Annotated in this window: 24 protein-coding genes; 16 read left to right on the top strand and 8 right to left on the bottom strand. The window is 60.4% G+C overall.

Annotated elements, in window-relative coordinates; genetic code table 11:
• Nucleotides 1–15: 15 nt before the first annotated feature.
• Together DXY10_RS05370 and DXY10_RS05375 are read right to left on the bottom strand one after the other, a co-directional pair.
• Nucleotides 16–909, bottom strand: a complete 894-nt coding sequence (locus DXY10_RS05370) for an ROK family protein (protein WP_115016907.1) — start codon at nt 907–909, stop codon at nt 16–18.
• Nucleotides 910–911: 2 nt separating this feature from the next.
• Nucleotides 912–5,321 carry a translocation/assembly module TamB gene (locus tag DXY10_RS05375; RefSeq protein WP_115016909.1) on the bottom strand — a complete coding sequence of 1,470 codons (4,410 nt, stop codon included), beginning with the start codon at nt 5,319–5,321 and terminating at the stop codon, nt 912–914.
• Nucleotides 5,322–5,385: 64 nt separating this feature from the next.
• Between DXY10_RS05375 and DXY10_RS05380 the strand changes: the two genes are divergently transcribed.
• The 11 genes from DXY10_RS05380 (at nt 5,386) to DXY10_RS05430 (ending at nt 14,764) form a co-directional block, all read left to right on the top strand.
• On the top strand, nt 5,386–5,847 hold the full coding sequence (locus DXY10_RS05380; protein ID WP_115016911.1) for a Ycf51 family protein: 462 nt from the start codon (nt 5,386–5,388) through the stop codon (nt 5,845–5,847).
• Entirely contained in the window at nt 5,844–6,248 is a 405-nt protein-coding gene (locus DXY10_RS05385; protein ID WP_115016912.1) for a DUF4332 domain-containing protein, read from the top strand. Before DXY10_RS05380 ends, DXY10_RS05385 begins: the two co-directional genes overlap by 4 nt.
• Nucleotides 6,249–6,312: 64 nt before the next feature.
• Nucleotides 6,313–6,600 (top strand): hypothetical protein, encoded by a 288-nt coding sequence (locus DXY10_RS05390; protein ID WP_115016914.1) that lies wholly within the window; start codon nt 6,313–6,315, stop codon nt 6,598–6,600.
• Nucleotides 6,601–6,635: 35 nt separating this feature from the next.
• Nucleotides 6,636–8,309 (top strand): CocE/NonD family hydrolase, encoded by a 1,674-nt coding sequence (locus DXY10_RS05395; protein ID WP_244281961.1) that lies wholly within the window; start codon nt 6,636–6,638, stop codon nt 8,307–8,309.
• 24 nt (nt 8,310–8,333) lie between these two features.
• A complete protein-coding gene (locus DXY10_RS05400; protein WP_115016916.1) occupies nt 8,334–9,095 on the top strand; it encodes a DUF3887 domain-containing protein in 762 nt (253 codons plus the stop codon).
• A gap of 78 nt (nt 9,096–9,173) precedes the next feature.
• Complete coding sequence (gene glgB / locus DXY10_RS05405; protein ID WP_115016918.1) at nt 9,174–11,462, top strand: 1,4-alpha-glucan branching protein GlgB; 2,289 nt, start codon at nt 9,174–9,176, stop codon at nt 11,460–11,462.
• 103 nt (nt 11,463–11,565) lie between these two features.
• The gene (gene hemE, locus DXY10_RS05410) at nt 11,566–12,624 is read left to right on the top strand and encodes a uroporphyrinogen decarboxylase (protein WP_115016919.1); all 1,059 of its coding nucleotides are present in this window, start codon (nt 11,566–11,568) and stop codon (nt 12,622–12,624) included.
• A 26-nt stretch (nt 12,625–12,650) separates the two neighbouring features.
• On the top strand, nt 12,651–13,676 hold the full coding sequence (locus tag DXY10_RS05415) for an NAD(P)-dependent oxidoreductase (protein ID WP_115017382.1): 1,026 nt from the start codon (nt 12,651–12,653) through the stop codon (nt 13,674–13,676).
• 10 nt (nt 13,677–13,686) lie between these two features.
• A complete protein-coding gene (gene petE / locus DXY10_RS05420; protein ID WP_115016921.1) occupies nt 13,687–14,046 on the top strand; it encodes a plastocyanin in 360 nt (119 codons plus the stop codon).
• A gap of 152 nt (nt 14,047–14,198) precedes the next feature.
• Nucleotides 14,199–14,564 (top strand): c-type cytochrome, encoded by a 366-nt coding sequence (locus DXY10_RS05425; protein ID WP_115017385.1) that lies wholly within the window; start codon nt 14,199–14,201, stop codon nt 14,562–14,564.
• Complete coding sequence (locus tag DXY10_RS05430) at nt 14,561–14,764, top strand: Nif11-like leader peptide family natural product precursor (protein ID WP_115016923.1); 204 nt, start codon at nt 14,561–14,563, stop codon at nt 14,762–14,764. Before DXY10_RS05425 ends, DXY10_RS05430 begins: the two co-directional genes overlap by 4 nt.
• A 55-nt stretch (nt 14,765–14,819) precedes the next feature.
• Here the strand turns inward: DXY10_RS05430 and DXY10_RS05435 are convergent, their stop codons facing one another.
• Nucleotides 14,820–15,284 carry an early protein (E6) gene (locus DXY10_RS05435; protein WP_115016925.1) on the bottom strand — a complete coding sequence of 155 codons (465 nt, stop codon included), beginning with the start codon at nt 15,282–15,284 and terminating at the stop codon, nt 14,820–14,822.
• 38 nt (nt 15,285–15,322) lie between these two features.
• Here DXY10_RS05435 and DXY10_RS05440 point away from each other — a divergent pair, with 38 nt between their 5' ends.
• The 3 genes from DXY10_RS05440 to DXY10_RS05450 all read left to right on the top strand — a co-directional run bounded on the left by DXY10_RS05440 (nt 15,323) and on the right by DXY10_RS05450 (nt 16,736).
• A complete protein-coding gene (locus DXY10_RS05440; RefSeq protein ID WP_244281948.1) occupies nt 15,323–15,610 on the top strand; it encodes a 2TM domain-containing protein in 288 nt (95 codons plus the stop codon).
• 98 nt (nt 15,611–15,708) lie between these two features.
• Entirely contained in the window at nt 15,709–16,104 is a 396-nt protein-coding gene (locus DXY10_RS05445; protein ID WP_115016927.1) for a hypothetical protein, read from the top strand.
• 194 nt (nt 16,105–16,298) lie between these two features.
• Nucleotides 16,299–16,736: a hypothetical protein gene (locus tag DXY10_RS05450; protein WP_115016974.1), complete on the top strand. Its 438-nt coding sequence runs from the start codon at nt 16,299–16,301 to the stop codon at nt 16,734–16,736.
• A 20-nt stretch (nt 16,737–16,756) separates the two neighbouring features.
• Here DXY10_RS05450 and DXY10_RS05455 read toward each other — a convergent pair whose 3' ends face one another.
• Nucleotides 16,757–16,999 carry a hypothetical protein gene (locus DXY10_RS05455; protein WP_115016975.1) on the bottom strand — a complete coding sequence of 81 codons (243 nt, stop codon included), beginning with the start codon at nt 16,997–16,999 and terminating at the stop codon, nt 16,757–16,759.
• 140 nt (nt 17,000–17,139) lie between these two features.
• Here DXY10_RS05455 and clpB point away from each other — a divergent pair, with 140 nt between their 5' ends.
• Entirely contained in the window at nt 17,140–19,752 is a 2,613-nt protein-coding gene (gene clpB / locus DXY10_RS05460) for an ATP-dependent chaperone ClpB (RefSeq protein ID WP_115016977.1), read from the top strand.
• Here clpB and DXY10_RS05465 read toward each other — a convergent pair whose 3' ends face one another.
• Nucleotides 19,753–20,232: a 6-carboxytetrahydropterin synthase gene (locus DXY10_RS05465; RefSeq protein WP_115016979.1), complete on the bottom strand. Its 480-nt coding sequence runs from the start codon at nt 20,230–20,232 to the stop codon at nt 19,753–19,755.
• 68 nt (nt 20,233–20,300) lie between these two features.
• Here DXY10_RS05465 and hisIE point away from each other — a divergent pair, with 68 nt between their 5' ends.
• A complete protein-coding gene (gene hisIE / locus DXY10_RS05470) occupies nt 20,301–20,969 on the top strand; it encodes a bifunctional phosphoribosyl-AMP cyclohydrolase/phosphoribosyl-ATP diphosphatase HisIE (RefSeq protein WP_115016981.1) in 669 nt (222 codons plus the stop codon).
• On the opposite strand, the gene DXY10_RS05475 is transcribed toward hisIE, so the two are convergent.
• The 3 genes from DXY10_RS05475 to DXY10_RS05485 form a co-directional block, all read right to left on the bottom strand.
• A complete protein-coding gene (locus tag DXY10_RS05475) occupies nt 20,970–21,623 on the bottom strand; it encodes a L,D-transpeptidase (protein ID WP_115017390.1) in 654 nt (217 codons plus the stop codon). It lies immediately after the preceding gene.
• 139 nt (nt 21,624–21,762) lie between these two features.
• Nucleotides 21,763–22,416, bottom strand: coding sequence for a matrixin family metalloprotease (locus tag DXY10_RS05480; RefSeq protein ID WP_115016983.1), 654 nt, complete (start codon nt 22,414–22,416; stop codon nt 21,763–21,765).
• 21 nt (nt 22,417–22,437) lie between these two features.
• Entirely contained in the window at nt 22,438–22,929 is a 492-nt protein-coding gene (locus DXY10_RS05485; RefSeq protein ID WP_115016985.1) for a DUF2214 family protein, read from the bottom strand.
• Between the last annotated feature and the right edge of the window lie 100 nt (nt 22,930–23,029).

Consider the following 23,029-nt stretch of genomic DNA (forward strand, 5'->3'; position numbering starts at 1 on the left):
CCGTCGGCAGACAGCTCAGGCCAGTCGGTCTAAGGCCAGACGAGCAGCGCCAAGGCGGCCTGCACCGTTACCGAGAGCACAGGCCTCGATGCACAGCCCTTCACGACTGACAGCCTGCACCCTCTCCTCCACCTCGCGACGCACAGCCGGCAGGAAATGCTCCGAGGCAGCTGCCAGCCCACCACCGAGCAGCACCCGTTGCGGGGTGAAGAGGTACACCAGTGAGCTGATCCCCACCCCAAGGGTGCGGCCGTAATCCGACCACACCCCACGCGCCTCCACATCTCCGTCCGAAGCCCGACGGGCAAGCTCAGCTGGATCCCCATCCCACAGCCTGCGCAAAGCGGCGATGCTGGCGAACTGCTCAAGGCTGCCTCGATTGCCGCTGTTGCAGGACAACCCATTCGGGTCAATGCTGATCAGCCCCGGTTCCGCAGCAGCACCGTTATGGCCGGTGAACAGCGTTCCACCCAGCATCACGCCACCCCCCACACCGGTGCCGAGAGTGAGCAAGACCACGTCTGTGCAGTCACGGGCAGCCCCAGACCAGGCTTCTCCCACCAAGGCGCAATTGCCATCGTTGGCCAGGGTGACCCTGCGCTGGAGACGGGGCTCCAGCCAGTCCGCCAGTGGCACCTCTTCCCAGCCAGGCAGGTTGATGCACACCCGAGCCACCCGCGCCGCTGCATCCATCGGCCCTGGCAGACCGACACCCACCAGAGAGGCACAGCGATCAGGATCCAGCTGGTCAATCGCCTCGCAGAGCGCCATGCAAATGGCCCCGGGCATGGCCGGCTGCGGAGTGGGGATCTGCTTTTGCGCCAACAACAACCCCTCACGATTGAAGCGCGCCAGCTTGATCGCCGTGCCCCCCAAATCCACCCCGATCACCTGCTCAGCCGATGCCATGGTCAGAAGCGGAAGAACACCTGGAACTGGCTCTGCCAGGTGCCCTGACTGTCAACCGAGCCTGACAAGCTGAGATTGGGATTGATCTGATAAGAGAGCGTCCCCTGGGGGGGGATGTCATTGCGATTGGGGGCTGCGAGCACCGAGAAATTGAAGCGGTCAGTGACGTCAATTCCCAGTTCGGTCACCAGAGCCAACTGAGGTGGCACCTGGCCAGACACACGCTCTTGCTCATCCTGTATCTGTGGCGTGACGTAGGTGGGATACAGAGCGAACTGAAGCCGCTGGCTGAAGGCATCCGTGAGCGTACCGATCACGGGAGTGAGCAACGACTGACCCAGCAATGCCGCCAGCGCGGTTCCCCCTCCAGCACTGGAGAGGCCAGCAAGCGAGTTGCCACCAATCAGCCCGAGGAGCTGGGCGCGGGGCATCGGAGGGGAACTACGCAGCGTGAAGTTGTCGGCGAGACGATCTGCAGGGCCACTGGCTTCCACCATCACCTTCACAAGTCTGAGCTCACCACCAGCGCCAAGACTGCCGCTGCCATTGGTATCAAAAATGTTGGTGGATGCGGAGTTGTTACCGGTGCCGATACTCACACTGTCTGAAACGCGGCTGGAGAGAGCCACGTCGACATAGGGGATCAGCCCCATCGAAGGAGTGAAGATGGCCACGTTGGCCGCACGGCGATCGAGCTGAAAGCTGGTGGTAAAGAAAGAGATGCGTCCAGTCAGCATCTGCACCACACCCTGAAGCTTGAGGCTGGGATCCAGTGCACCATTCAAGGTGAGTCGACCCTTGGTGGTGAAAGCGGCTACCGGCGCGACGGTGACCGCCAACTTCGGACCGAAGCTCACCCGCAGGTTGTTGAAACCCAATGCAGGCAGCTTGGGCATCGCAGCCTTCAGAGAGCGACTGGAGCTGGCCTCCACCTCTGGGCCCAAAAGCACCAGGGGCTTCTGAAAATCCCATTGATCCTCAAGCAAGGTGTTGAAGGCCACGGGCTGGCTTGCCGATTCCTGCCCTCCGTCAGCACGCTGCAAGCGCTTCCTTGAGAACAACGAGGGGGACGGCCGGATCGTGCCATTGCTGATCGCCAGTGCGCCACCGATCCGCGGACGCACCAGCGCACCGTTGACATTGAGATCCGCAGTGACCTCAACATCGGCAATCGGCAGATTGAGACGGGTCTTGCTGAGGGACAGAACGAGGGGCTGAGGCTCAGGCAGTGCGGTGAATAAACCAAGGCCGCCCTTGCCCTCCAAGCGTCCCTTTTTGCCAACCCGAGCTGTCAGCGACTGAACCTCAAGTCGGTTGAAATCAAAGACGACAGAGGTATTGAAGTCACTGATGTCCTGCTTTTCAAGCTGGAACCCACCCTTGTCGACCACCAGGAAACCGTTCGCCTGCGGCTGCGTGAGAGTGCCGCTCAAAATCAGACGAAGGCGGGCATCACCTTTCGTCCATACGAGGCGATCATTGGTGAAACCCGTGAGGAAGCGAAGACCGTCGCCACGGGTAACCACGCGCACATCGAGAGCACTCGACGGTTCCAAGGGGACCTGTCCGGTCACCACGACAGCCTGCTCAGCCGACTCATCACGCAGGGCCAGATCCAGCAGCAATGCGTTCGCGGCCAAGGTGATCTGACCCTTGTCGAGGGTGAGGCGATGGGCACCGATCCGGGCATCTTCAAGAGCCAGTTCCGTCGTCAGCTCAGGAGCTCCATCACCAAGGCGATAGCGTCCCGAAAGACCTATGGCCCCGAGCAACGCAGGGGGAACCGGTGCCACGAGCGCGAGCAGAGAGAAGGGCAGATGCTCCAACGAGACGTGTCCTTCACCCGACCCAATCGGACCGCTGATCCTGGCGACGAACGGTTCGATTTGCAAAGCATGATCAACGTCATCGCCTTCCACCCAGAGGTGGCCGCTGGCCTTGAGTTCAAGATTGAGGTCAGCCAGATGGTCTCCACTCAGGCTGATGCGGGCATCGATCTGACCGCGCAGATCCTCGGGATGGAAGGCGGAGCGATTGCGGACCTTCTGCTCGTGCGCGATGAGGTCTTGCTGCACCACTTTTAAAGCCTGAAGCTGTCCATTCAGCGACCCACCAAAGGTGTTCACAAGCAGGGTGCCGAGATCCTCCGCCCTGCCCTCTTCGACAGGGCGGTCATCGGTGAGGTTCGTGAGGCTGAGCACACCGCGTGTCAGCCATCGAGCACTGAGGCCAAGGGCATCCACCTCAGCATCCAGGCCAGCACCCAAACGACCTTCGGCCTTGAGCAGCACTTGGCCGGAATCAGGCGGAAGCAATTCACCTGTGAGTTGATACCGGCGGTTGCTGTAGGTGCCCTGAAGCTGGGCCTGACGAAGCTGAACACCGAGCAGTCCCGGACGGTCAAAGGTGAGGTTTCCCTCCATGGCAAGAGGCTGCAGTCCGAGCGTGCCCTCCCCAGACAAGCGGCCATACAGTCCCTCGAACCGGCCCTTCGGCGGCAGGGCTACTTCCAAGCCATCCAACGGCAGACGCCGCGCCTGCCATCGATAGGACGCCGGAGTGCCAGCAAGGCTGAGCTCGCCCCCCTGACGCACCAACGTGACTGTGGTTGGAAGCCAGTTGCGCCCGAGCCTGGCCTGAAGAGATCCTCCGATCACAGCATCTGCGGCGGTCATGCTTAACCGACCACCTCCGCCGGGACCGCCCTCAAAGCGCCCCTGCCACACTTCAGCCAGGCGAAGGCGTCCAGCTTCCGGAGTCACCAGCTGAAGATCGAGATCAGGGCGCAGGGCGTTCAACGGACCGCTCAGCTCACCGAAGGCCGAGAAGCGGCCCGCCATCGAGGTGCCGACGATGGGTCCAAGCCGCGCCAGGGAGAAGTCCTTGAGTTGCAGACCCGCCTTGAGGGGGCCCAGCTGCAGACGCCTACCCGTGAGTCGCAGCGGCAGCACCGCCTGGGCCTGGAGGTCAGGGCTGCTGAAACGATCCAAGCGAACCAGGCCCTTGGCCACATCCCAGTCGGCCTTCAGGGACCAGTCCTGCAGCAAAGGATTGGCGCGTTGGCCAAGGGTCAGGCTGAACTGAGGCTTGGTCGTTGGCCCACTGAGGCGAACGCTGCCGCGCACAGGAGTGTTGGCGCCAAGCAGCTCGGGCACCAGCGACAGCTGACTCCAGGCTGATCCGGCCATCTCAAGCTGCTGGCTGGCCACTCCCATGCGGGGGTAAAGCCCGCCAGCGGCCCTGAGTTTGAGCCCGGGCCCGTGAAGATCCAGGCGATCAAGGCTGGCGGTGATTGCCTCTTGGTCACTCCAGTCGCCGCTCAGCTCCAGATCGAGCTTGAGTGGCCCCTTCAAGGCAACGGAGGGAGGCAGGCTCCAACGCCCGCCGATCCGCAGTCGAGGTTGATGCCAAGGCCCCTTGAGATCAGCACGGAGCTGACGGTCATTGCCAGGTTCCTCAAGATTCAGGTGCAGATTGAAGGACCGGTTGAGCGCCACATCGCCTTGCAAGGAGGCCTGATAAGCACCAAAGCTCCAGGGGCTTCGCGGCAGCGTCAGCCGATCGCCTTGACAACTGATCTGTAACTGAGGGCTACGAAGCGGTGCCTGCAGAGCCGGTGAGTTCATTGCGAACCCAACCAAAGAGATCCCTCCATCGCAACGGGCCTTGCCGGCCTGCCAGCCAAGCCGGAGGTCCCCCCCCAATTGCCCCTGAAGTGAGACCTCACTAGCGGGTGGGATCAACCCCTGGATGGACTGAAGACGCAGCTTCTCAATCCGAGCCTGAAGATCGAATTGAGGGTCTCGCCAGCGTCCCTTCAGGCGCATCGCCACCTTGCCCTGCTGGGGGAGAGTCAGCTGAACGGCCGAATCAGCCCAGGACTGATCCAAATGCACATCAGCACGACCCGCTGCCCGCAGCGTCAGGTCCGCAGGCTGAATCCTGATCTGGGCCGGATCCAGAAGACGGATCAAGAGATCCAGCTTCGGAGGAGGCTGATCACCGGCAGGGCCGGGCACCCAGTAGGCCCCCTCGGCATTGCGACGCAAATCAACTCGTACGCCACGCAACTTGACCACCGCCACTGGTTTCCAGCGACGCAGGCTGGCCAGTGGGGCCAAACCGACAGACACAGCGTCAACGGATGCGGTGGAGTCATCCAGCGAACCGCGAAGGACTTCGCTGGGGCCGAGGGAGACACCCCAGAGATGCAAGCCGTTGTAAGGACCAATCCGCAGGGGATGGCCAAGGGGCTTGGCAAGCTGCTGCTCAAGGCTGGGACGCATCCGCGCGACCACCGAGGCGGCGATGCGATCCGCACCGATCCAACAGAGTCCACCGGCAACGGTGAGGAGGACTCCCCTAGTCAGGAGCAGACGCGAGAGGGTCTGCGGTGGTGACCCACTGCCCATCGACCGCGTCAGTCCGTTCAGAAGTCAGCGCAATATAAGGAGCACAACCGCTGATCACCAGCCCATGAATCTGCCCCTGCTGCTTCAGAGTTCCACGGAATGGTTGGCCTGGAGCGGACTCGGCTTCGCTCTGGTCACAGCGATCGCCTTCGCAGCACGTTGGGGACTGCGATTCCGTCTAGTGGGAGTCACCAGCTTCACGCTTCTACTCGCCGTGAGCAGCTGGGCGTTCTCAGTGAGCTACACCCCGCCCGTGGCGATCGAAGGGGCTGTTAGGGCTCCGGTGGTGTTTGACAACGGCAACGATCTGGTGGTCGCGAAGGCATCACCAGAGATGGATCCTGACTCGGTCGATCCAACCCTGAAACAGCTGGCGGGGAATTTGCGTCCAGGTGGACGCAGCAGCGACGTGGTGGTCGTGCGCTTACGCCAGCTGCAACAGGCCGGCGACGGGTTGAGCAAACCAGTGATCCTCGGCCAGACCGAAGTGAAAACAAGAGCGACGGCGAGACTGAACAAAGGATGAGCCGCGAATCTCCACTTCAGGAGCTACCCCAGAGCTTCCGTGATGAGCAGCGGGAACTGGTGGCCGCAGGAATCGACACCTGGGGAGCGCTGCAGCAGCTCAGCGACCACCAGCTCAGCCAGCTCTCTCGCCGCGGCCGTGCCAGCGCCCGGAACTTCAAGCGGCTGAGGGGCATGGCCGAGCTGGTCTGCTGCCTGGATCTCGCACCGGCCGATGCCGCCCTGCTGATGCATGCAGGCCTGGCAACAGTGGCAGCACTTTCAGCGGCCTCACCCCAGGATGTCGTCACGCGTACGGGACGACTCGAACGCCAGCTCCGCAGTGGGAGACCACCAGTCGTGGATCTGGCAGTGGCCCAACGCTGGATCAAAGCCGCCCAAGCATGGCAACCAAGAAACTGACCCCAGAGCGCTGCAAAGCAGGCTGAATGCCACTTCAAATGCAGATAGTCCTTAGGGAGGGTGCATGCGCCATCTCCAAGCCTCGCTGCTGTTGTGCACCTTTGCGGCTGCAGCCACTGCGGCTGCTTCCAGCGCGGTCGCTGCACAGTCTTCACTTCTGGAAAGCGTCAAACGCAACCCCAGCGAAGCCAAAGCTTTGTGCCGGCAGTTCAAGCAGCTCAATGCCCAAGGGGTCTCCGCAACATCCACTACAGCCATCGCGGCTCTGGCCTCTCGGCGGAATCTGACGTCGCAAGACGCCGAGATTTTGGCCACGTATGTGATTGGGCTTCACTGCACGGATGTGTCCTAAGCGGTCCACCTCAACCTCACAATCCGGGCCCATTGATCCACGCTGATCACTCCCTGACGCTTGAAGACGGTGTCGATCTGATCGCAAGGATCTGGCAGCCATCAGGATCTGGCCCCTGGCCAGCTCTTCTGATGCGCCAGCCCTACGGACGAGCGATCGCCTCGACACCGACCTACACCCATCCTTCCTGGTGGGCCGAGCATGGATTTCTGGTTGTTGTTCAAGACGTACGTGGCCAGGGCGCTTCTGGGGGCTGCTTCCGTGGCTTTGAGCAAGAGGCAAGAGATACCACCGCCACCTTGAAGTGGCTGCGATCCCTGTCGCTATGCAACGGACGGATCGGGCTCTACGGCTTCTCCTACCAGGGATTCACCCAACTGGTGGCAGAGGAAGACACCCCTCCTCCCGACTGCCTTGCCCCGGCGATGACCGGTTTAAACGAACGGGAGCACTGGAGCTGCGAGGGGGGAGCCCACTGGTGGCACCTTGGACTGGGCTGGGGTCTTCAGCTCGCCGCTCTGCAAGCCCAACGCCGGGGGGACGCAAGCGCATGGGAGGCAATCCGCTGCAGCCTTGAAGGGAACCGGTACTGCCGTGACGGACTTGATCTACTGCGTCGGTATGACCCGGAAGGGATGGCAGTGCGCTGGCTCGATCGTTCCCCGGAGGATCCTGATGCTTGGACCTGCTATCAACCACCGACCAGCTGGCTGCGCCAGCCAATGCTGCTGATCGGTGGCTGGTGGGACCCCCATCTGCGCGGCGTCCTGGATCTGCATCGTCTCAGCCTGGAGGCAGGTGGTCAGCCAGATCTGCACATCGGCCCTGCGACCCACCTGAGATGGTGGCCAAACGCCCAGCAACTTCACCTGGACTTCTTCCAGCGCAACCTGATCGGCCCCTCTGCGTATCCATCCATCCAAGCGGAGGGGACCGTTCGCCACCGGGGAGCTGTCATGGCCTGGGACCTCTGCGAACAGCGCTGGTACTCCGTCACCGACGCCAGAAGCAGCAGCGGTGGACTGTGGCAACTGAGCGGCAGCTCCCTGGCCTGTCTTGATCCCAGTGCCGGTGAGTTGAGGGCCCTCTCCGCCGCCAGTCAAATCCCCGGCTCGTTGGCTGATACCAGCTCCATCGAGCAAAAGATCAACCGATCCAAGACTGTGATGTCCGAGACTGTGGTGATCGTCCATGATCCCTGGCGTGCCGCCCCGGCAATCGGTGGCCACCTCAGCCCCACCCCAGGCCCCTGTGATCGATCCGAGCTGGATGCCCGCAGCGATGTCGCCACGTTCACCACGGCTCCGCTGAGCCTCACCTGCCATCTGCGCGGCCGACCTATTTTGTCACTGCTGGCGGCTGCAGATCAATTGGGATTTGATCTATGCGTTGCCCTCTCCGTCTGTCCATCAGGTAGCGATCAGGTGCAGCAACTCAGCACTGGTGTTACCCGCGTGAGGGGCCTCAAGCTTGGCCAAGCGTCAAGCCAAACAGTGGCGCTGCAACCCCTCGAAGCCAGGCTGCAACAAGGAGATCGGTTGCGCATTTCGATTGCGGGAGCCTGTTGGCCTGCAATCGCGATCAACCCTGGCCATCCCGATAGTCCCTGTGGTGCCCCCAGCAGCGCATGCCGTGTCACCAGCATTGAACTGACTCTGAATCAATGCCAATTACGTTTTGAGCCACTGATCGATTCACCGGAACGCTGAACCTCCGGCAAACTGACGCCAAACATGCGTCGCCTTCACGCCGTGAACACCACAGCCTGCGTTCTCGCCCTCGCGCTCTGCAGCCCGATCGCATCCGTGATGCCGATGCACAGCAGTCAGGCTCTCGAGATCGCCCAGGCCGGAGCCGCTCCTACAACGACACTGACCGCCGCCCAAGCCACCCGCGCCGCGCGTGAGCTTCTGGAGGCCCTGAAAGCGCAGGATGCCGCTGGCATCTACGCCGGTTTATCAGCTCCTCTCCGCAACACGACCAACGAGCAAGCAGTGCGGACGAGGCTGCGCAACCGCCCATCCCTCAGTGACTATCGGATCAGCGCAATCTCCCGCGGCATGGATGACACCACCGTGGAAGCGGTGGCTGTGCTTGCCGATGGAAAAAAGGAGGCACCGCTCCTGCTGGTTCTCGACAATGAAGGGAAGCTGGTGGCTTGGAAATGGGTGGGCACGACTCTGCCCATCGAGCAGAGCGCTCTCAACTTTGTGCAGGACCTAAACGCGGAGCGATGGGTCGCCGCTCGCTCCTATCTCGATCTCGACTTTCAGAAGGAGATTGGCCCTCAAGACCTCAAGCGCAAATGGAGCAAACTTTCCCGGGTCCTGGGCGGCACGAAGCAGATCAAGAGCGCTCTCGTCGCAAGCCAAGGAGGCGAGCAACAGCTCGTGCTGGTCACGATCGAATTCGGCAAAGTGACCGACAATCTGTTTGTGATTTTCAACCGCGAAGGCCGAATCATCAACGTCGATTTCTCGGCCGATCTGGTCTGATCGGTTCAAGGGCTGGCAACCGACCGCAGGAACCAGGGCTTTTCCGCCTAAGCTCCCGGCCAATACTGCCTTTAGGTCATGGCTGCTGCGGTCCTCGACTGGATGATTGAGGATGGTCTGCGGCTGGCGGAATGCCGCCACGACCATCCGCTTTCCGTTCTCGGGCCCCAGACCACAGACAGCGGCTGGACTGTGCGTGCCTGGATGCCCGAAGCCGATCGTGTCGATCTGGTGGTGGATGGCGAGGTCATCAGCACCGCCACCCCCCACCACCCCTGGCTGTTTGAAGCGGAGCTGGCTCAAGATCCAGGTCAGGCCTATCGCCTGCAGGTGAGCCGTGGCGGCATCAGCCACGAGCAGAACGATCCCTGGGCGTTCAGGGATGAATGGATGGGCGAGATGGATCGTCATCTCTTCGCCGAAGGGAACCATCACCACATCTGGCGAAAGATGGGTGCCCATCTCACCACAATCGGCAACGTTGCCGGGGTGATGTTCTGCCTTTGGGCGCCCCACTCTCGCAGTGTGAGCGTGATCGGGGACCTCAATGGATGGGATGGGCGCCACCACCCCATGCAGCAGCGCAACGGGGGCATCTGGGAATTATTCGTTCCCGGTTTGAGCGAAGGAGCTCTCTACAAATATGAAATTCGCACCCAGGAAGGGCACTGTTATCAGAAGGCAGACCCCTATGGCTTCCGCCATGAGGTCCGTCCGGCTACCAGCTCATTGGTGTCCCGTCTCGACAACTTCCAGTGGACAGATTCCGCCTGGATGCATGAACGGGACCGTCGAAATGCTCTCGATCAACCGATCTCGGTCTATGAGATGCACATGGGCAGCTGGATTCATGCCGCTGCCGATCAACCCTTCATCGAAGCCGACGGAACTGCTCGCCCGCCCGTTCCTGCCGCGGACCTCAAACCCGGTGCCCGCCTTCTCACCTACCCGGAACTCGCGGATCGCGTCATCCCCTACGTGAAGGCACGCGGCTTCACGCATATCGAACTGATGCCGATCACCGAGCATCCCTTCGACGGTTCCTGGGGGTATCAGGTGACCGGTTGGTACGCCCCAACCAGTCGTTTCGGCAACCCCGATGAATTCCGCGCCTTCGTCGACCGATGCCATGCCGAAGGCATCGGCGTGATCATCGACTGGGTCCCTGGTCATTTCCCAAAAGACAGTCATGGCCTGGCGTTCTTCGACGGCACACACCTGTATGAGCACGCCGATCCCCGGATCGGTGAGCACAAGGAGTGGGGCACGCTGATTTTCAATTACAGCCGCAACGAGGTGCGGAACTTCCTTGTTGCCAACCTGGTGTTCTGGTTTGAGCAGTTCCACATCGACGGCATCCGTGTGGATGCAGTGGCCTCCATGCTCTACCGCGACTACCTGCGCCCCGACGGCGAATGGCTGCCCAACGAACATGGCGGCCGCGAAAACACCGAAGCGGTGCGCTTCCTGCAGCAGGCCAATCATGTGCTGTTCGAGCACTATCCCGGTGCCCTCTCAATTGCAGAGGAATCGACAACCTGGCCGATGGTGACGCAGCCCACCGACATCGGCGGGCTCGGCTTCAATCTGAAGTGGAACATGGGCTGGATGCACGACATGCTCGATTACTTCGAGCTCGATCCCTGGTTCCGCCAGTTCCACCAGAACAACATCACCTTCTCGATCTGGTACACCTACACCGAGAACTTCATGCTGGCGCTGAGCCACGATGAGGTGGTTCACGGCAAGAGCAATCTCCTGCACAAGATGCCTGGAGATGACTGGCAGAAATACGGCAACACACGCGCGCTTCTGGCCTACATGTGGACCCACCCCGGCAAGAAGACGATCTTTATGGGGATGGAATTCGGTCAGCGGGCCGAATGGAATGTGTGGGGAGACCTGCAGTGGGATCTGTTGGGATACGAGCCGCACCAGGGCGTGCAGCGGCTGGTCGATGACCTCAACGTGCTCTACAAGGCAGAACCAGCCCTCTGGCGGGATGACTTTGATCAGTACGGCTTCCAGTGGATCGACTGCAACGACAATCGCCACTCCGTGATCAGCTTCATGCGTCGGGAGAGCACTGGCGGTACCTGGCTGGTGGTTGTGGCGAACTTCACACCCCAGAGCCATGCCCATTACCGCGTGGGCGTCCCCCTAGCCGGCTTCTACACGGAGATCTTCAACACCGATGCAGAGCGCTACGGCGGTAGCAACCTGGGCAACATGGGTGGGAAGCATTCAGACGAGTGGGGAATCCATGGCTACGACAACTCCCTCGACCTCTGTCTGCCTCCTTTGAGTGTGATGGTGTTCAAGCACGATCCAAAGCGGAGCCTCGCCCCAGACTCCACTGCTGGCTGAGTTTGAGGCCAAAAGCGTGTGACGAAGCAGATGCTTTACCTGAGAAGAGCCTCAGTTGCTCAGGTTCTCTCAGGTAGGTTGCCCGCTTGATCTCCACTTCCCGATGAGCGACTCCCTGCCCCTGCTGCTGCGTGCTGCCCGCGGAGAGGCTGTTGAGCGTCCCCCGGTGTGGATGATGCGTCAGGCAGGTCGGTACATGAAGATCTACCGGGACCTGCGCGACAAATATCCCAGTTTCCGAGAACGCTCCGAGAATCCTGACCTCTCCTACGAAATCTCGATGCAGCCGTTTCGGGCCTTCAAGCCTGATGGTGTGATCTTGTTCTCAGACATCCTCACGCCGCTACCTGGAATGGGGATCGACTTCGACATCATTGAGAGCAAGGGGCCTCAGATCGGGGATCCGATTCGCAGCATGAGCCAAGTGGACGCACTGCGGACCCTCAATCCGGCTGAGTCGATGCCGTTTGTGGGCGAAGTCTTGGGTCGCCTACGCCAGAGCGTCGGCAATGAAGCCGCAGTGCTTGGTTTCGTGGGTGCCCCCTGGACCCTGGCTGCCTATGTGGTGGAGGGCAAGAGCAGTAAGAACTACGCGGTGATCAAGGCCATGGCCTTTCAAGAGCCCGAGATGCTGCACAAGCTGCTCGATCACTTCGCCGAATCGATTGCTCATTACCTTCGCTACCAGATCGATTCGGGCGCCCAAGTGGTGCAGATGTTCGATTCCTGGGCAGGCCAGCTCAGTCCTGCCGACTACGACACCTTCGCTGCGCCTTATCAAAAGAAGGTCGTTGATCTGGTCAAGCAAACCCACCCAGACACCCCGTTCATCCTTTACATCTCCGGCAGTGCCGGTGTGCTCGAACGCATGGGCACAACCGGTGTGGACATCGTGTCGCTCGACTGGACCGTGGACATGGCCGAAGCCCTGGCCCGCCTACCCGAACACATCGGGGTCCAGGGCAACGTCGACCCAGGCCTGCTCTTCGGAACCCCCGAAGCGATTGAAGCCCGCATCGATGACTGCGTCCGCAAGGCCAGGGGTCGCAGGCACATTCTCAACCTTGGCCATGGCATCCTCCCTGGCACACCCGAGGAGAATGGAGCAGCCTTCTTCCGCTCTGGCAAGAGCGTGATGGAACGTCTGGGCGCCGCGGCCTGACCCACTCTCCCTTGCGCAAGGAATCCTTGACCACAGCACCGGCACGCATCCTGATCACGGGCGCCAGCGGCTGCGTCGGCCAGTACACCACTGCCTGGCTGCTCGAGCATTCCAATGCTGAACTGCTGCTATGGCTTAGGGACCCAAGCAAACTCTCGGCGATTCCCCACGATCACCCGCGCATCAAACTGCTCGTTGGTGATCTGAGGGATACCGATCGCTTTGCGACGGATCTAGGCAGCGTCAACAGGGTGATTCACACCGCCACAGCCTGGGGCGACCCTGAACGTGCTCAGCAGGTGAATGTGGTGGCAGTGAAGCGAATGCTGAGTCTGCTTGATCCCAACAAGATCGAGCAGGTGGTGTATTTCTCCACGGCCAGCATTCTCAACCGCGATCTGCAGCCGTTGCCCCAGGCCCTGGCCTACGGGACCGAATACATCCAGACCAAGGCCCAATGCCTGAAGGATCTCGAACAACATCCGCTCGCTGAACGGATCGTGGCCGTGTTCCCCACGTTGGTCTTTGGTGGACGGACTGACGGCAGCAGCCGCTTCCCGACGAGTTATCTCACCGAAGGTCTTACTGAAGCCAGCAAGTGGCTCTGGCTGGCGCGATGGCTACGGGCCGATGCCAGCTTCCACTTCATCCATGCCGCCGACATCGCTGCCATCTGCGGGTCGTTGGCCACGACTCCCCATCAACGAAATCCCGAGCCGGGGCAGGGCCCTGTCCGCCGAATCGTGATGGGCCAGAAAGCGATCAGTGTGAATGAAGCGGTGGCCACACTCTGCCGCTGGCGTGGTGTCGCCAGAACGCCTGGAATCCCTCTATGGCCCTGGCTGATCGAAGGGCTGATCAGGGTGCTGCCCATCGAGGTGAATGACTGGGATCGTTTCAGCATCCGCCAGCGCCACTTCATTCACAACCCAGTCACCCAGCCTGAACGCTTCCAACTCACCAGTCATGGACCGGATCTTGAAGCTGTTCTTGAAGACTCGGGATTGCCTAGGCGTGGACAGGTGTCAATGCAGCTAAACTTAAGCAAGTGACTTTGACGTGATGATCCATCATCTGCGTTCCCTTCTTTCCGCCTGTATCGCCCTCGTTCTGGTGATCGGCATGGGTGTGGCCTCCGCAAGCGCCGCCACTGTTGAGGTGAAGCTCGGATCCGATTCCGGCATGCTGGCGTTCGAGCCCAGCACCGTGAACATCAAGGCGGGCGACACCGTCAAATTTGTGAACAACAAGATGGCTCCTCATAACGCCGTCTTTGATGGGCACGATGAGCTCAGCCACTCCGACCTTGCCTTCGCTCCTGGCGAATCATGGGAAGAGACGTTCTCGACAGCTGGCAGCTACGACTTCTACTGCGAGCCTCACCGTGGAGCAGGGATGGTTGGCAAGGTCATCGTTGAGTGATCGCCCAGATCAGTAGTACCCCTCTGATCTGACCCGTTCAAAACAAAAGCCATAACCAATGCCCCTCGGTGTGAATCAGTAATCACATCGAGGGGCTTCACATGAGCGTCGCCATGGATAAGGTTGAAGTCCATCATGTGCCGCGTTCGACCATGCCGCAGCCAGCAGCGATTCTCCCCTTGATTCTGGCGATGGTGATCGGCCTATTTGGGGTTCTTCCTGTTGCCGCGACTGAATCTCAACCAGACCTTGAAAACGGCGGTCAGATCTTTTCAGCCAATTGTGCCGCCTGCCATATGGGTGGAGGCAACGTTCTCAGAGCCAGTCGCACCCTCAGCCAACCTGATCTCCAGGCCCATCTGAACGCCTACAGCCAAGACCACCTTGAGGCGATTGAACATCAGATCGAAAACGGCAAAAATGCCATGCCTCCCTATGAAGGCAAACTGAGCGAAGCCGATATCGCGGATGTCGCGGCCTTCGTGGAAGAACAAGCCGAGCGGGGCTGGCAACGATGAGCCGCCAGGGTCTCAAAGATTTTGTTCATGCTGTGGAACACAGTGCAGCTCTGCGAAGGGAGTTGCACCAGCTCGATTCAATGCATGCCCTCCTAGCGATGGCCCACAAATTTGGTTTCAGCGTGAGTGAAACCGATCTCAAGGATGATGAAACCTGCGCACAGGTTGAGACATGGTTCGCAAGCAGCTGGATTTCCTGAGCGCAATCACACATTGAGGCCACACCATCAGCCAGGAAGGCTGGTCGGATACACATCAAGCGGATGGCATCTGCCCAGCGCAGGCCAAGCAGCCACCGTTGATGCGATAGGGGGCCAGATGATTGCGAAGGCAACGGGTACCGCGGAAAAACAACACCTCTCCCCGCTCCCTGGCATGGGCATCGGTGAGTGGTAACGACAGCCAGCGCTCAGGCACGGTTCCCTTGAGCTCAACCCGACTGCGCTCAGCCTCTAAGCGACGACGACGCTCCTCTCGATCGTTCTTGGCGCAAACCGCCTCTACCTGGAGTTCGCGGGAGCAGGCGAGGCAGGCCATCACCACTGGTTTCTTCCGTGCTGTGTTGTGAGACAGCTTGTCGCTGGGCACTTCCCGCTCTCGTCCACAACTACAGCGACACCACCAGAACGCATTCCCACTTTTCGTACGCCGCTCGGAAGCCCTCACCACCAGCAGTTGGCCATACACCTCACCAACGCGGTTGCGGGGCTTCGATGGCATTCGATCATCAAGAGCGCTACCACCAGCATGGGATCTCAATGCCGACCTCTGCCATGGATGCAACAGAGCAACTCAGAGCAGAGGCGCTGGCCAGCCTCAAGCGCAAACGAGCATTCCATAAACAACTGAAGGCATACCTGTTGGTCAGCCTCACGCTCATGCTGGTTTGGTGGGCAGACGGGATGGGTGACTTCTGGCCCATCTGGCCGATCGCGGGCTGGGGCCTGGCGTTGATTATCCAAGGGTGGACTCTGTCTCACACCGAGCAACCGATCACAGATAGGGAGATCGAGACCGAAATGGAGCGGATGCGGGCAGAGCCCTAGTCCGAGCCATCGTTGGGCCCGACTTCAAGGCCTCGTCCTGCGCCGACGGATGATCCTGCAGATGACAGCTCAGACTGAGTTTTTCGCCGCTTAACTCCATGGCTGTGGTGACCCTGCTCAGCGATTTCGTCGACGGCACCTCCATGGCTCTGAGCGAAGACACCGAGGCAGAGACGCTGAATGCATACATGACTGCTGCCCCTGGACGCCTTTGGGCAGGCATTCAGCAGCGTCGCCTGGCTCGACATCTCACCCGTGAACGCCGCGGACCTGGCACCCTTTACTTCGCAACAACGGCAGAGGCTCACGCCACGGTGATGGCGTATCTACAAAGCGACACGGGGTCGTGCGAGGAGAGCAACAAGCTCAAAGCGATGCAAGCGGCAGGGGTTGAAATCGCTCCACACATCGGCAAGGCATCAGAACGAGACGTTCTGATACGAGGCCAGCAGCGTGATCTCACCGCTCAGGCCCGAGCGAAAGGATTCGGCTAAACCACTTCCACTTCGGATGCAAGCCAGAGCCACGACGCCGCAACGAGCAACGGCTCTGCGTCAGGACACGGCTCAACAAAGTCGGTGAGCAAGCTCACCAGCGCAACGACTTGCCGTCATCAGCTGCTGCCTTGATCAAAGCAAGGGTGAAGGCATCCAAGAGAGCCAACCCTCTCCACCCCCATGCATCAGCCATGAATGCCTTCACCAAAACTCTCACCTGTGTTGCCCTCGCCGCAGCCAGCCTCGGCGTCAGCCAACAGGCAGCGGAAGCCCACTCCATCGCCTCTCGATCCAACTGGAATTACATCGGGCCCACCCGCTCTGGGAAGAACATCTATGCATCCATCCGGCAGGTGAGATTCAACGGTGCTCCAGTGATCACCTACGACCGATTGGCGATCAAACGCCATGGCCGACGCCGCTATCAACTGGTCCAGGCGCTGTGCGATCGCCGTGGTCTTTATCGAATCAACAACGGCTTTTTCAAGACGGCGCGCTTCGGCTCATTCCGCCACTACGAAATCCAGCGTGTCTGTGCCAATGGTCGCTTCTGGAGACGGCAGCCGTTCCGTCAAGCCGTCATGCCCTTCGCGGCCCGAGCCTTCAGTTCCGGCGGCCACTCCCATTGATCCAGCGCAAAGCTGTCCACTCATGAGCTCGCAGTGCCATCAACCTGGTTGGTGCCATTGCGAGCAGCGCTGAGCACAGCGAGATAAAGCTCCTCATTCACCTCACGGATGTCGTACTCCGTAGGCATGGCACCGTGATGATGTTCATGCACCACCATCCAACACATCCGTTCCAGCTCCCTTGGAGTGGATCCATACAGCTCGTGCAATCGCTGCACCAGCACTCGCACCAGCTCCGCATCCAACGCGCTGCTGTCGTCCATCGTCCTGGCTCTGATCGGCTGACCCTACCGAGCCAGGTCGGTTTGCCGCAGTCTGGTGGGCAGACCGACCGTGGCGGATCGGTTCTCCGCTCGAAGACTGCGAACACTCCTCATACGGTCTGAACAACAGAGCGAAGGACATGCAACCAACCGCAGAACAATTCACTGAGAAAGCCTGGGCCACGATCGTTTCCTCCCAGCAACTAGCGCAGAGTCAGCGCCACCAACAAATCGAAACCGAGCATCTGCTGCTGGCACTGCTGCAACAAAATGGATTGGCCAGCCGCATTCTCGAGAAAGCAGGTGCCTCGCCACCCGAACTTGAGGCCGCGGTTGAACAACACCTCAAACAACTGCCAGCGCTCCAGCAGCGACCGGAATCGGTCTATCTCGGCAAAGGCCTCAGCGACGGGCTCGACCGTGCAGACAGCCTCAAACAGAGCTATGGCGACAGCTACATCTCCATCGAGCACCTGCTGCTCTCCCTTGCTGACGATCAGCGCTGCGGGAAGCGGCTGCTGAACCAGGTTGGAGTGAACGCAACATCCCTGAAAACCGCTATCGATGCCGTGCGTGGCAGCCAAAACGTGACCGATCAGAACCCTGAAGGAACCTATGAATCCCTGGAGAAATACGGTCGCGATCTCACCGCAGCCGCCCGCGACGGCCAGCTCGATCCGGTCATCGGTCGCGATGAGGAGATTCGCCGCACGATTCAGATCCTCAGCCGCCGCACCAAGAACAACCCTGTCTTGATCGGTGAACCCGGGGTCGGCAAGACAGCGATCGTGGAGGGATTGGCGCAGCGCATCGTCAATGGCGATGTTCCTCAGGCTCTACAGAACCGACAGTTAATTGCTCTCGACATGGGTGCCCTGATCGCTGGTGCCAAGTACCGAGGTGAATTTGAGGAGAGGCTCAAGGCCGTCCTCAAAGAAGTGACCTCCTCAGACGGAGGGATCGTTCTCTTCATCGATGAGATCCATACCGTTGTGGGCGCAGGAGCGACCGGCGGAGCCATGGACGCCAGCAACCTGCTCAAACCGATGCTGGCCAGGGGTGAACTGCGTTGCATCGGCGCCACCACCCTCGATGAACACCGCCAGCACATCGAGAAGGATCCGGCCCTTGAACGGCGCTTCCAACAGGTTCTGGTGGATCAGCCCACGGTGGAAGACACCATCTCGATCTTGCGCGGCCTGAAGGAGCGCTATGAGGTGCATCACGGCGTACGTATCGCTGACAGCGCTCTGGTGGCCGCTGCCATGCTCAGCAGCCGCTATATCGCTGATCGATTCCTGCCCGACAAAGCCATCGACCTGGTGGATGAATCCGCCGCCCGCCTCAAGATGGAGATCACCTCCAAGCCGGAGGAGATCGACGAAATCGACCGCAAGATTTTGCAGCTCGAGATGGAGAAACTCTCCCTCGGCCGCGAATCCGATGCCGCCAGCCAGGAACGGCTGGAGCGACTGGAGCGGGAACTCGCGGAACTCTCTGAGCAACAGAGCACTCTTAATGCCCAGTGGCAACAGGAGAAAGGAGCGATCGACGCTCTCTCCACCCTCAAGGAGGAGATCGAACGCGTGCAGTTGCAAGTGGAACAAGCCAAACGCAGCTACGACCTCAACAAAGCAGCGGAGCTTGAATACGGCACGCTTGCAGGCCTGCAAAAGCAGTTGGCCGAACAAGAAGCGGCTCTGAGCGAAGGCACTGATGGCAGCGAGAAGTCCCTACTGCGCGAAGAGGTCAGCGAAGACGACATCGCCGAGGTGATCGCCAAATGGACCGGCATCCCAGTTGCCAAGCTGGTGCAGTCGGAAATGGAAAAGCTGCTCAGCCTCGAGGCGCAGCTGCACGAACGCGTGGTGGGCCAACAGCAAGCCGTCAGCGCCGTGGCCGATGCCATTCAGCGCTCTCGCGCAGGCCTCAGTGACCCACATCGTCCCATTGCCAGCTTCCTGTTCCTCGGCCCCACCGGAGTCGGCAAGACTGAGCTGTCCAAAGCCCTTGCGGCGCAGCTGTTTGATAGCGAAGACGCCATGGTGCGCATCGACATGTCGGAATACATGGAGAAGCACAGCGTCAGCCGATTGATTGGCGCACCTCCTGGTTATGTGGGCTACGAGGCCGGCGGTCAGCTCACCGAAACGGTGCGCCGACGCCCCTACGCGGTGATCCTCTTCGACGAAGTGGAAAAGGCCCACCCCGATGTGTTCAACGTGATGCTGCAGATCCTCGATGACGGTCGCGTCACCGACGGACAGGGACGCACTGTGGATTTCACCAATGCGGTGCTGATCCTTACCAGCAACATCGGCAGCCAAGCCATCCTCGACCTAGGCGGCGATGACGACCAGCATGAGGAGATGGAGCGTCGGGTCAACGACGCCTTGCGCGCCCACTTCAGGCCCGAGTTTCTGAACCGACTCGATGAAACGATCATCTTCCACAGCCTGCGACGCGAGGAACTACGCCGCATCGTGAGCCTGCAGGTGGATCGGCTGCGCAGCCGCCTGGATGAGCGCAAATTGAACCTCAGCATCAGCGATGAAGCCACCGACTGGCTGGCGAATGCCGGCTATGACCCGGTCTATGGAGCCAGGCCTCTGAAACGAGCGATTCAACGTGAGCTGGAAACACCGATTGCCAAGGCGATCCTGGCTGGGCGCTACAGCGATGGCAGTTCGGTCGACGTCACGATCGACAGCGGTAGTGGCCCCGATGGACAGCAGCGTCTGGTTCTGCGCTGATCAGCTAGCAACAGCGCTGAACCACGCAGGCCAGTCTTCATAGCTGGCGGCATTGGCCCGATTCTCACGGGCCTCCACCTTCCAACAGCAACTGCGGCTGCCGTCCCGCGCATGCAAAAGAGCATTGGCCCACTGCCACACCAGCCGGGCCGTGGACTCCATACCAACGTTCTCCATGACCCGTAGGTCTAAAGCCCCTTGGTCATGGAGGGCTTGCCACTGAGAGAGAAGGGGATCATCACCATTGACCAGAAACGTGTGATCAAACTGCTGGCGCAGCTGGGCTTCCAGGGGTCTGAGGCCGGAGAAATCAACGACAAAGCCACAGGCATCCAGCTCTTTTGCCGCAAACCAGACCGTGAAACTGCGGCTATAGCCATGCACGAAACGGCAATGGCCAGGATGTCGCCACTGCCTGTGACAACAGGGATAGCCCTCGAACTGCTTGCTGCAGGTGTAAGCGGTGGGGGGCAGAGGCATCGGGCAGAGGGACGGGACGGCACTGCGGCAGGATTCTTCCTGTCTACATCTGCAACACGCCCCGCCCGATGCAGCCGCTCACCTCAGCCTTCATTGATCAGCTCCGTTTCAATGAAGCGGGCCTGATCCCAGCAATCGCCCAGGACTGGCTGGACGGTGCCGTGCTGATGGTGGCCTGGATGAACAGGCAGTCGATTGAACTCACCTTGAGCACGGGAGAGGTGCATTACTGGAGTCGCTCACGCCAAGAGCTGTGGCACAAAGGAGCCACCAGCGGCCACACCCAGACAGTGCGGAACATCCGTTACGACTGTGATGCCGACGTGATCCTGGTTACGATCGAACAGAGCGGCGACGTGGCTTGTCACACCGGAGCACGCAGCTGCTTCTACGAAGACAGTGACCAACGCGCGCCTGGGGGAGCTGATGCGCTGCCACCACCGGCTGATGCCTGCACAGAGCTGATGCGGGTGATCGAAGCACGCCGTGATCAACCGGAGCCAGGCAGCTACACCAACAAGCTGCTTGACGGTGGCGACAACCGCATCCTCAAGAAAATCGGCGAGGAAAGCGCTGAGTTCGTGATGGCCTGCAAGGACAACAGCCCAGAAGAGATCGCCGGCGAGGCCGCCGACATCCTGTTCCACATGCAAGTGGCCCTGGCCCATCACGGTGTGAGCTGGCGGCGCGTCCAGGAAGTGCTGGCGAAACGCCGGGGGGCACCTCGCCGGGAGTGATCAGGGTGTGCAGGGCGAGTCGGAGGCGATCACCACTTCATCACCAAGCTGCACGCTGTTGAGCAGGGCCTCCATTGCCGGGCCATTCACATTGATGCAGCCACCGGTCACAGACTGACCTACCCGGCTGGGATCGTTGGTGCCGTGAATGGCAAAGCTGTACCAGCGGAATGTGCCGTCGTAGTTATTAAAACGGAATGGCTGTGGAGTGGCAGGCACAGGCGCCAGGCTGATGTAACCCTTGCCGTACTCACCGGTTTCGCCATCGCCCTTGAAATCGATGGAACTCATGTTGCGAAACAGGCTCTCGCGCAGATAGGCCTCGGTCTTGCCCGACTCTTTCACCAGCGCAGGGTCCATCTCGAAGCGGTCTTCACTGAGAATTGCATTGACACGGAAGGTCCCGAGGGGGGTCCATCCCTCCTCAAATGTCGACCCCTCGCAGGCAATACCATTTCGCCCATATCCAACCGGAAAGACCAAGGGTCCGTCTTCTCGCTGCAGCGTTGCCTCACTACTGGACGGCTGCTTGCCATCCAAGCTGATGCGGAGGTCCTGCTTCAGCTCAGGCTTGCCACCACTGACTCCATCAATCCAGCCACATCCTGTAAGCAGGGCAAGACCAAGGGGCAAAAAGGCTGAAATGGAACGCATATCAACGATGCAGCGGCGCGCATCATGACCGGTTCTCAGCCCAATGGCACGACAAGCCAAGACCCTCGACCCAGAACAAACGGTGCTGACTGAGCAGGGGACACATCGTGCGTGGTGCAACAAGGGACTATGTGCCGCTTCAACGCACCTCTGGCAACAGCGCATCCGACGGGCGCCGCCCGAAACGAGTGGGCTGCGCCTGCAACCAACGCACTGTCTCCCGATCTCGAGCCGTGAGCCTCAGCACAGGCAAGTGCCCCTGATGAACAGCCATCACATCACTTGGATCGTCACTGTGCCCCCAGAGCCCAAAAGCATGCCCCAGCTCGTGCAGGGCTGTGGACCGAAGCACGGATGCCCTCAACTCAGGCGACACCAGCACGGTGACACGAGGTTCTAATGACCAGCTCCCGCCGCGACGCACGGCGAGAACCTCCAACAAACTGCGTCCATTGCTGGCACGCCAGCCGCTGGCCAATTGACGTAAAGGGGGGCGCCGACGCTCGATCCAAATCTGGGCTCGCTCCGGCTCCTTCACGCGGGTAATCGGCAGCACTTCCTGCCAGGTTGTGAGCGCAGCATCCACAGCTGAAAGCCAGCGCTGTTCCCACCGATCGGCGGTCGCCCCCCGCGGTGGTTCCAGCCAAACGCACCAGCGAGGCAGCGTCGGCGGCCCCTGGGGAGAGGTGGCAAGTCGGTGGCCATAGCCAGGAGGATCTCCTGGCTGGGCAGCCTCAAGCGCCATATCGATGGGGCGAACGTCCTGTTGCGGCGGGCAAGGATCAGGGATCATTCAACCGTCCTCTCAACAGGCTCAGGCTGGAGGAAGGCCAACACCACGGGCCATCAAAGTGGCCAAGAAGGGAATTAGGGCAAACCCAACCAATTCAATATTGATAATCCAAGCCAGACGCGAGGCCAACGCCTCAGAGACCTTGGGGAGTTCTCCTTTCCGCAGCGGAATCGCCCAGAGCACATAGGTGATCGTGGGATACAGCGAAAGACCACCGACGGAGAGGTAAAGGCCTACCTTCCACCAAAACAAGGGGTTGACGGTATAGAACTCCGTGCCCTGCCCGAAGTAAAGCACTCTCAGAATGCCGCTCAGCAGCACCGCCAGCGCTGCCATCCCGTAAACGATGTCAGTAATCACCATCACCGTGGCGGTCCGACGGTCGGGATCGGGACGAATCAGACGACGCTCAACCACAAGCGCGGCAAAACAGAGCATGAAGCTCAGGTAATGGACGTAAGCAACCCCGGCGCTTTTGGCGATTTCGGGGGTCAAGATCGTGGCCAAGGTCATGGCAATCACCGCGGAGCCGTGAGAGTAGCGACCGTCGCCACCATCCGGTCAAGCCGGAATGGGGACGAGATCACCAGCCAAGCGGAAGCAGAACTCGCCA

This window comes from Synechococcus sp. UW140 (assembly GCF_900474295.1).
Classification (GTDB): Bacteria; Cyanobacteriota; Cyanobacteriia; order PCC-6307; family Cyanobiaceae; genus Synechococcus_C.

Coding starts and splice junctions, on each gene's coding strand:
- DXY10_RS05370 (WP_115016907.1), bottom strand. CDS start 909: ATGGCATCGGCTGAGCAGGTGATCGGGGTGGATTTGGGGGGCACGGCG.
- DXY10_RS05440 (WP_244281948.1), top strand. CDS start 15,323: ATGCCGACCTCTGCCATGGATGCAACAGAGCAACTCAGAGCAGAGGCG.
- DXY10_RS05375 (WP_115016909.1), bottom strand. CDS start 5,321: ATGGGCAGTGGGTCACCACCGCAGACCCTCTCGCGTCTGCTCCTGACT.
- DXY10_RS05455 (WP_115016975.1), bottom strand. CDS start 16,999: ATGGACGACAGCAGCGCGTTGGATGCGGAGCTGGTGCGAGTGCTGGTG.
- DXY10_RS05465 (WP_115016979.1), bottom strand. CDS start 20,232: ATGCCTCTGCCCCCCACCGCTTACACCTGCAGCAAGCAGTTCGAGGGC.
- DXY10_RS05380 (WP_115016911.1), top strand. CDS start 5,386: ATGAATCTGCCCCTGCTGCTTCAGAGTTCCACGGAATGGTTGGCCTGG.
- hemE (WP_115016919.1), top strand. CDS start 11,566: ATGAGCGACTCCCTGCCCCTGCTGCTGCGTGCTGCCCGCGGAGAGGCT.
- petE (WP_115016921.1), top strand. CDS start 13,687: ATGATCCATCATCTGCGTTCCCTTCTTTCCGCCTGTATCGCCCTCGTT.
- DXY10_RS05445 (WP_115016927.1), top strand. CDS start 15,709: ATGGCTGTGGTGACCCTGCTCAGCGATTTCGTCGACGGCACCTCCATG.
- DXY10_RS05425 (WP_115017385.1), top strand. CDS start 14,199: ATGCCGCAGCCAGCAGCGATTCTCCCCTTGATTCTGGCGATGGTGATC.
- glgB (WP_115016918.1), top strand. CDS start 9,174: ATGGCTGCTGCGGTCCTCGACTGGATGATTGAGGATGGTCTGCGGCTG.
- DXY10_RS05435 (WP_115016925.1), bottom strand. CDS start 15,284: ATGCCATCGAAGCCCCGCAACCGCGTTGGTGAGGTGTATGGCCAACTG.
- DXY10_RS05480 (WP_115016983.1), bottom strand. CDS start 22,416: ATGATCCCTGATCCTTGCCCGCCGCAACAGGACGTTCGCCCCATCGAT.
- DXY10_RS05450 (WP_115016974.1), top strand. CDS start 16,299: ATGAATGCCTTCACCAAAACTCTCACCTGTGTTGCCCTCGCCGCAGCC.
- DXY10_RS05390 (WP_115016914.1), top strand. CDS start 6,313: ATGCGCCATCTCCAAGCCTCGCTGCTGTTGTGCACCTTTGCGGCTGCA.
- hisIE (WP_115016981.1), top strand. CDS start 20,301: ATGCAGCCGCTCACCTCAGCCTTCATTGATCAGCTCCGTTTCAATGAA.
- clpB (WP_115016977.1), top strand. CDS start 17,140: ATGCAACCAACCGCAGAACAATTCACTGAGAAAGCCTGGGCCACGATC.
- DXY10_RS05475 (WP_115017390.1), bottom strand. CDS start 21,623: ATGCGTTCCATTTCAGCCTTTTTGCCCCTTGGTCTTGCCCTGCTTACA.
- DXY10_RS05430 (WP_115016923.1), top strand. CDS start 14,561: ATGAGCCGCCAGGGTCTCAAAGATTTTGTTCATGCTGTGGAACACAGT.
- DXY10_RS05400 (WP_115016916.1), top strand. CDS start 8,334: ATGCGTCGCCTTCACGCCGTGAACACCACAGCCTGCGTTCTCGCCCTC.
- DXY10_RS05385 (WP_115016912.1), top strand. CDS start 5,844: ATGAGCCGCGAATCTCCACTTCAGGAGCTACCCCAGAGCTTCCGTGAT.
- DXY10_RS05485 (WP_115016985.1), bottom strand. CDS start 22,929: ATGACCTTGGCCACGATCTTGACCCCCGAAATCGCCAAAAGCGCCGGG.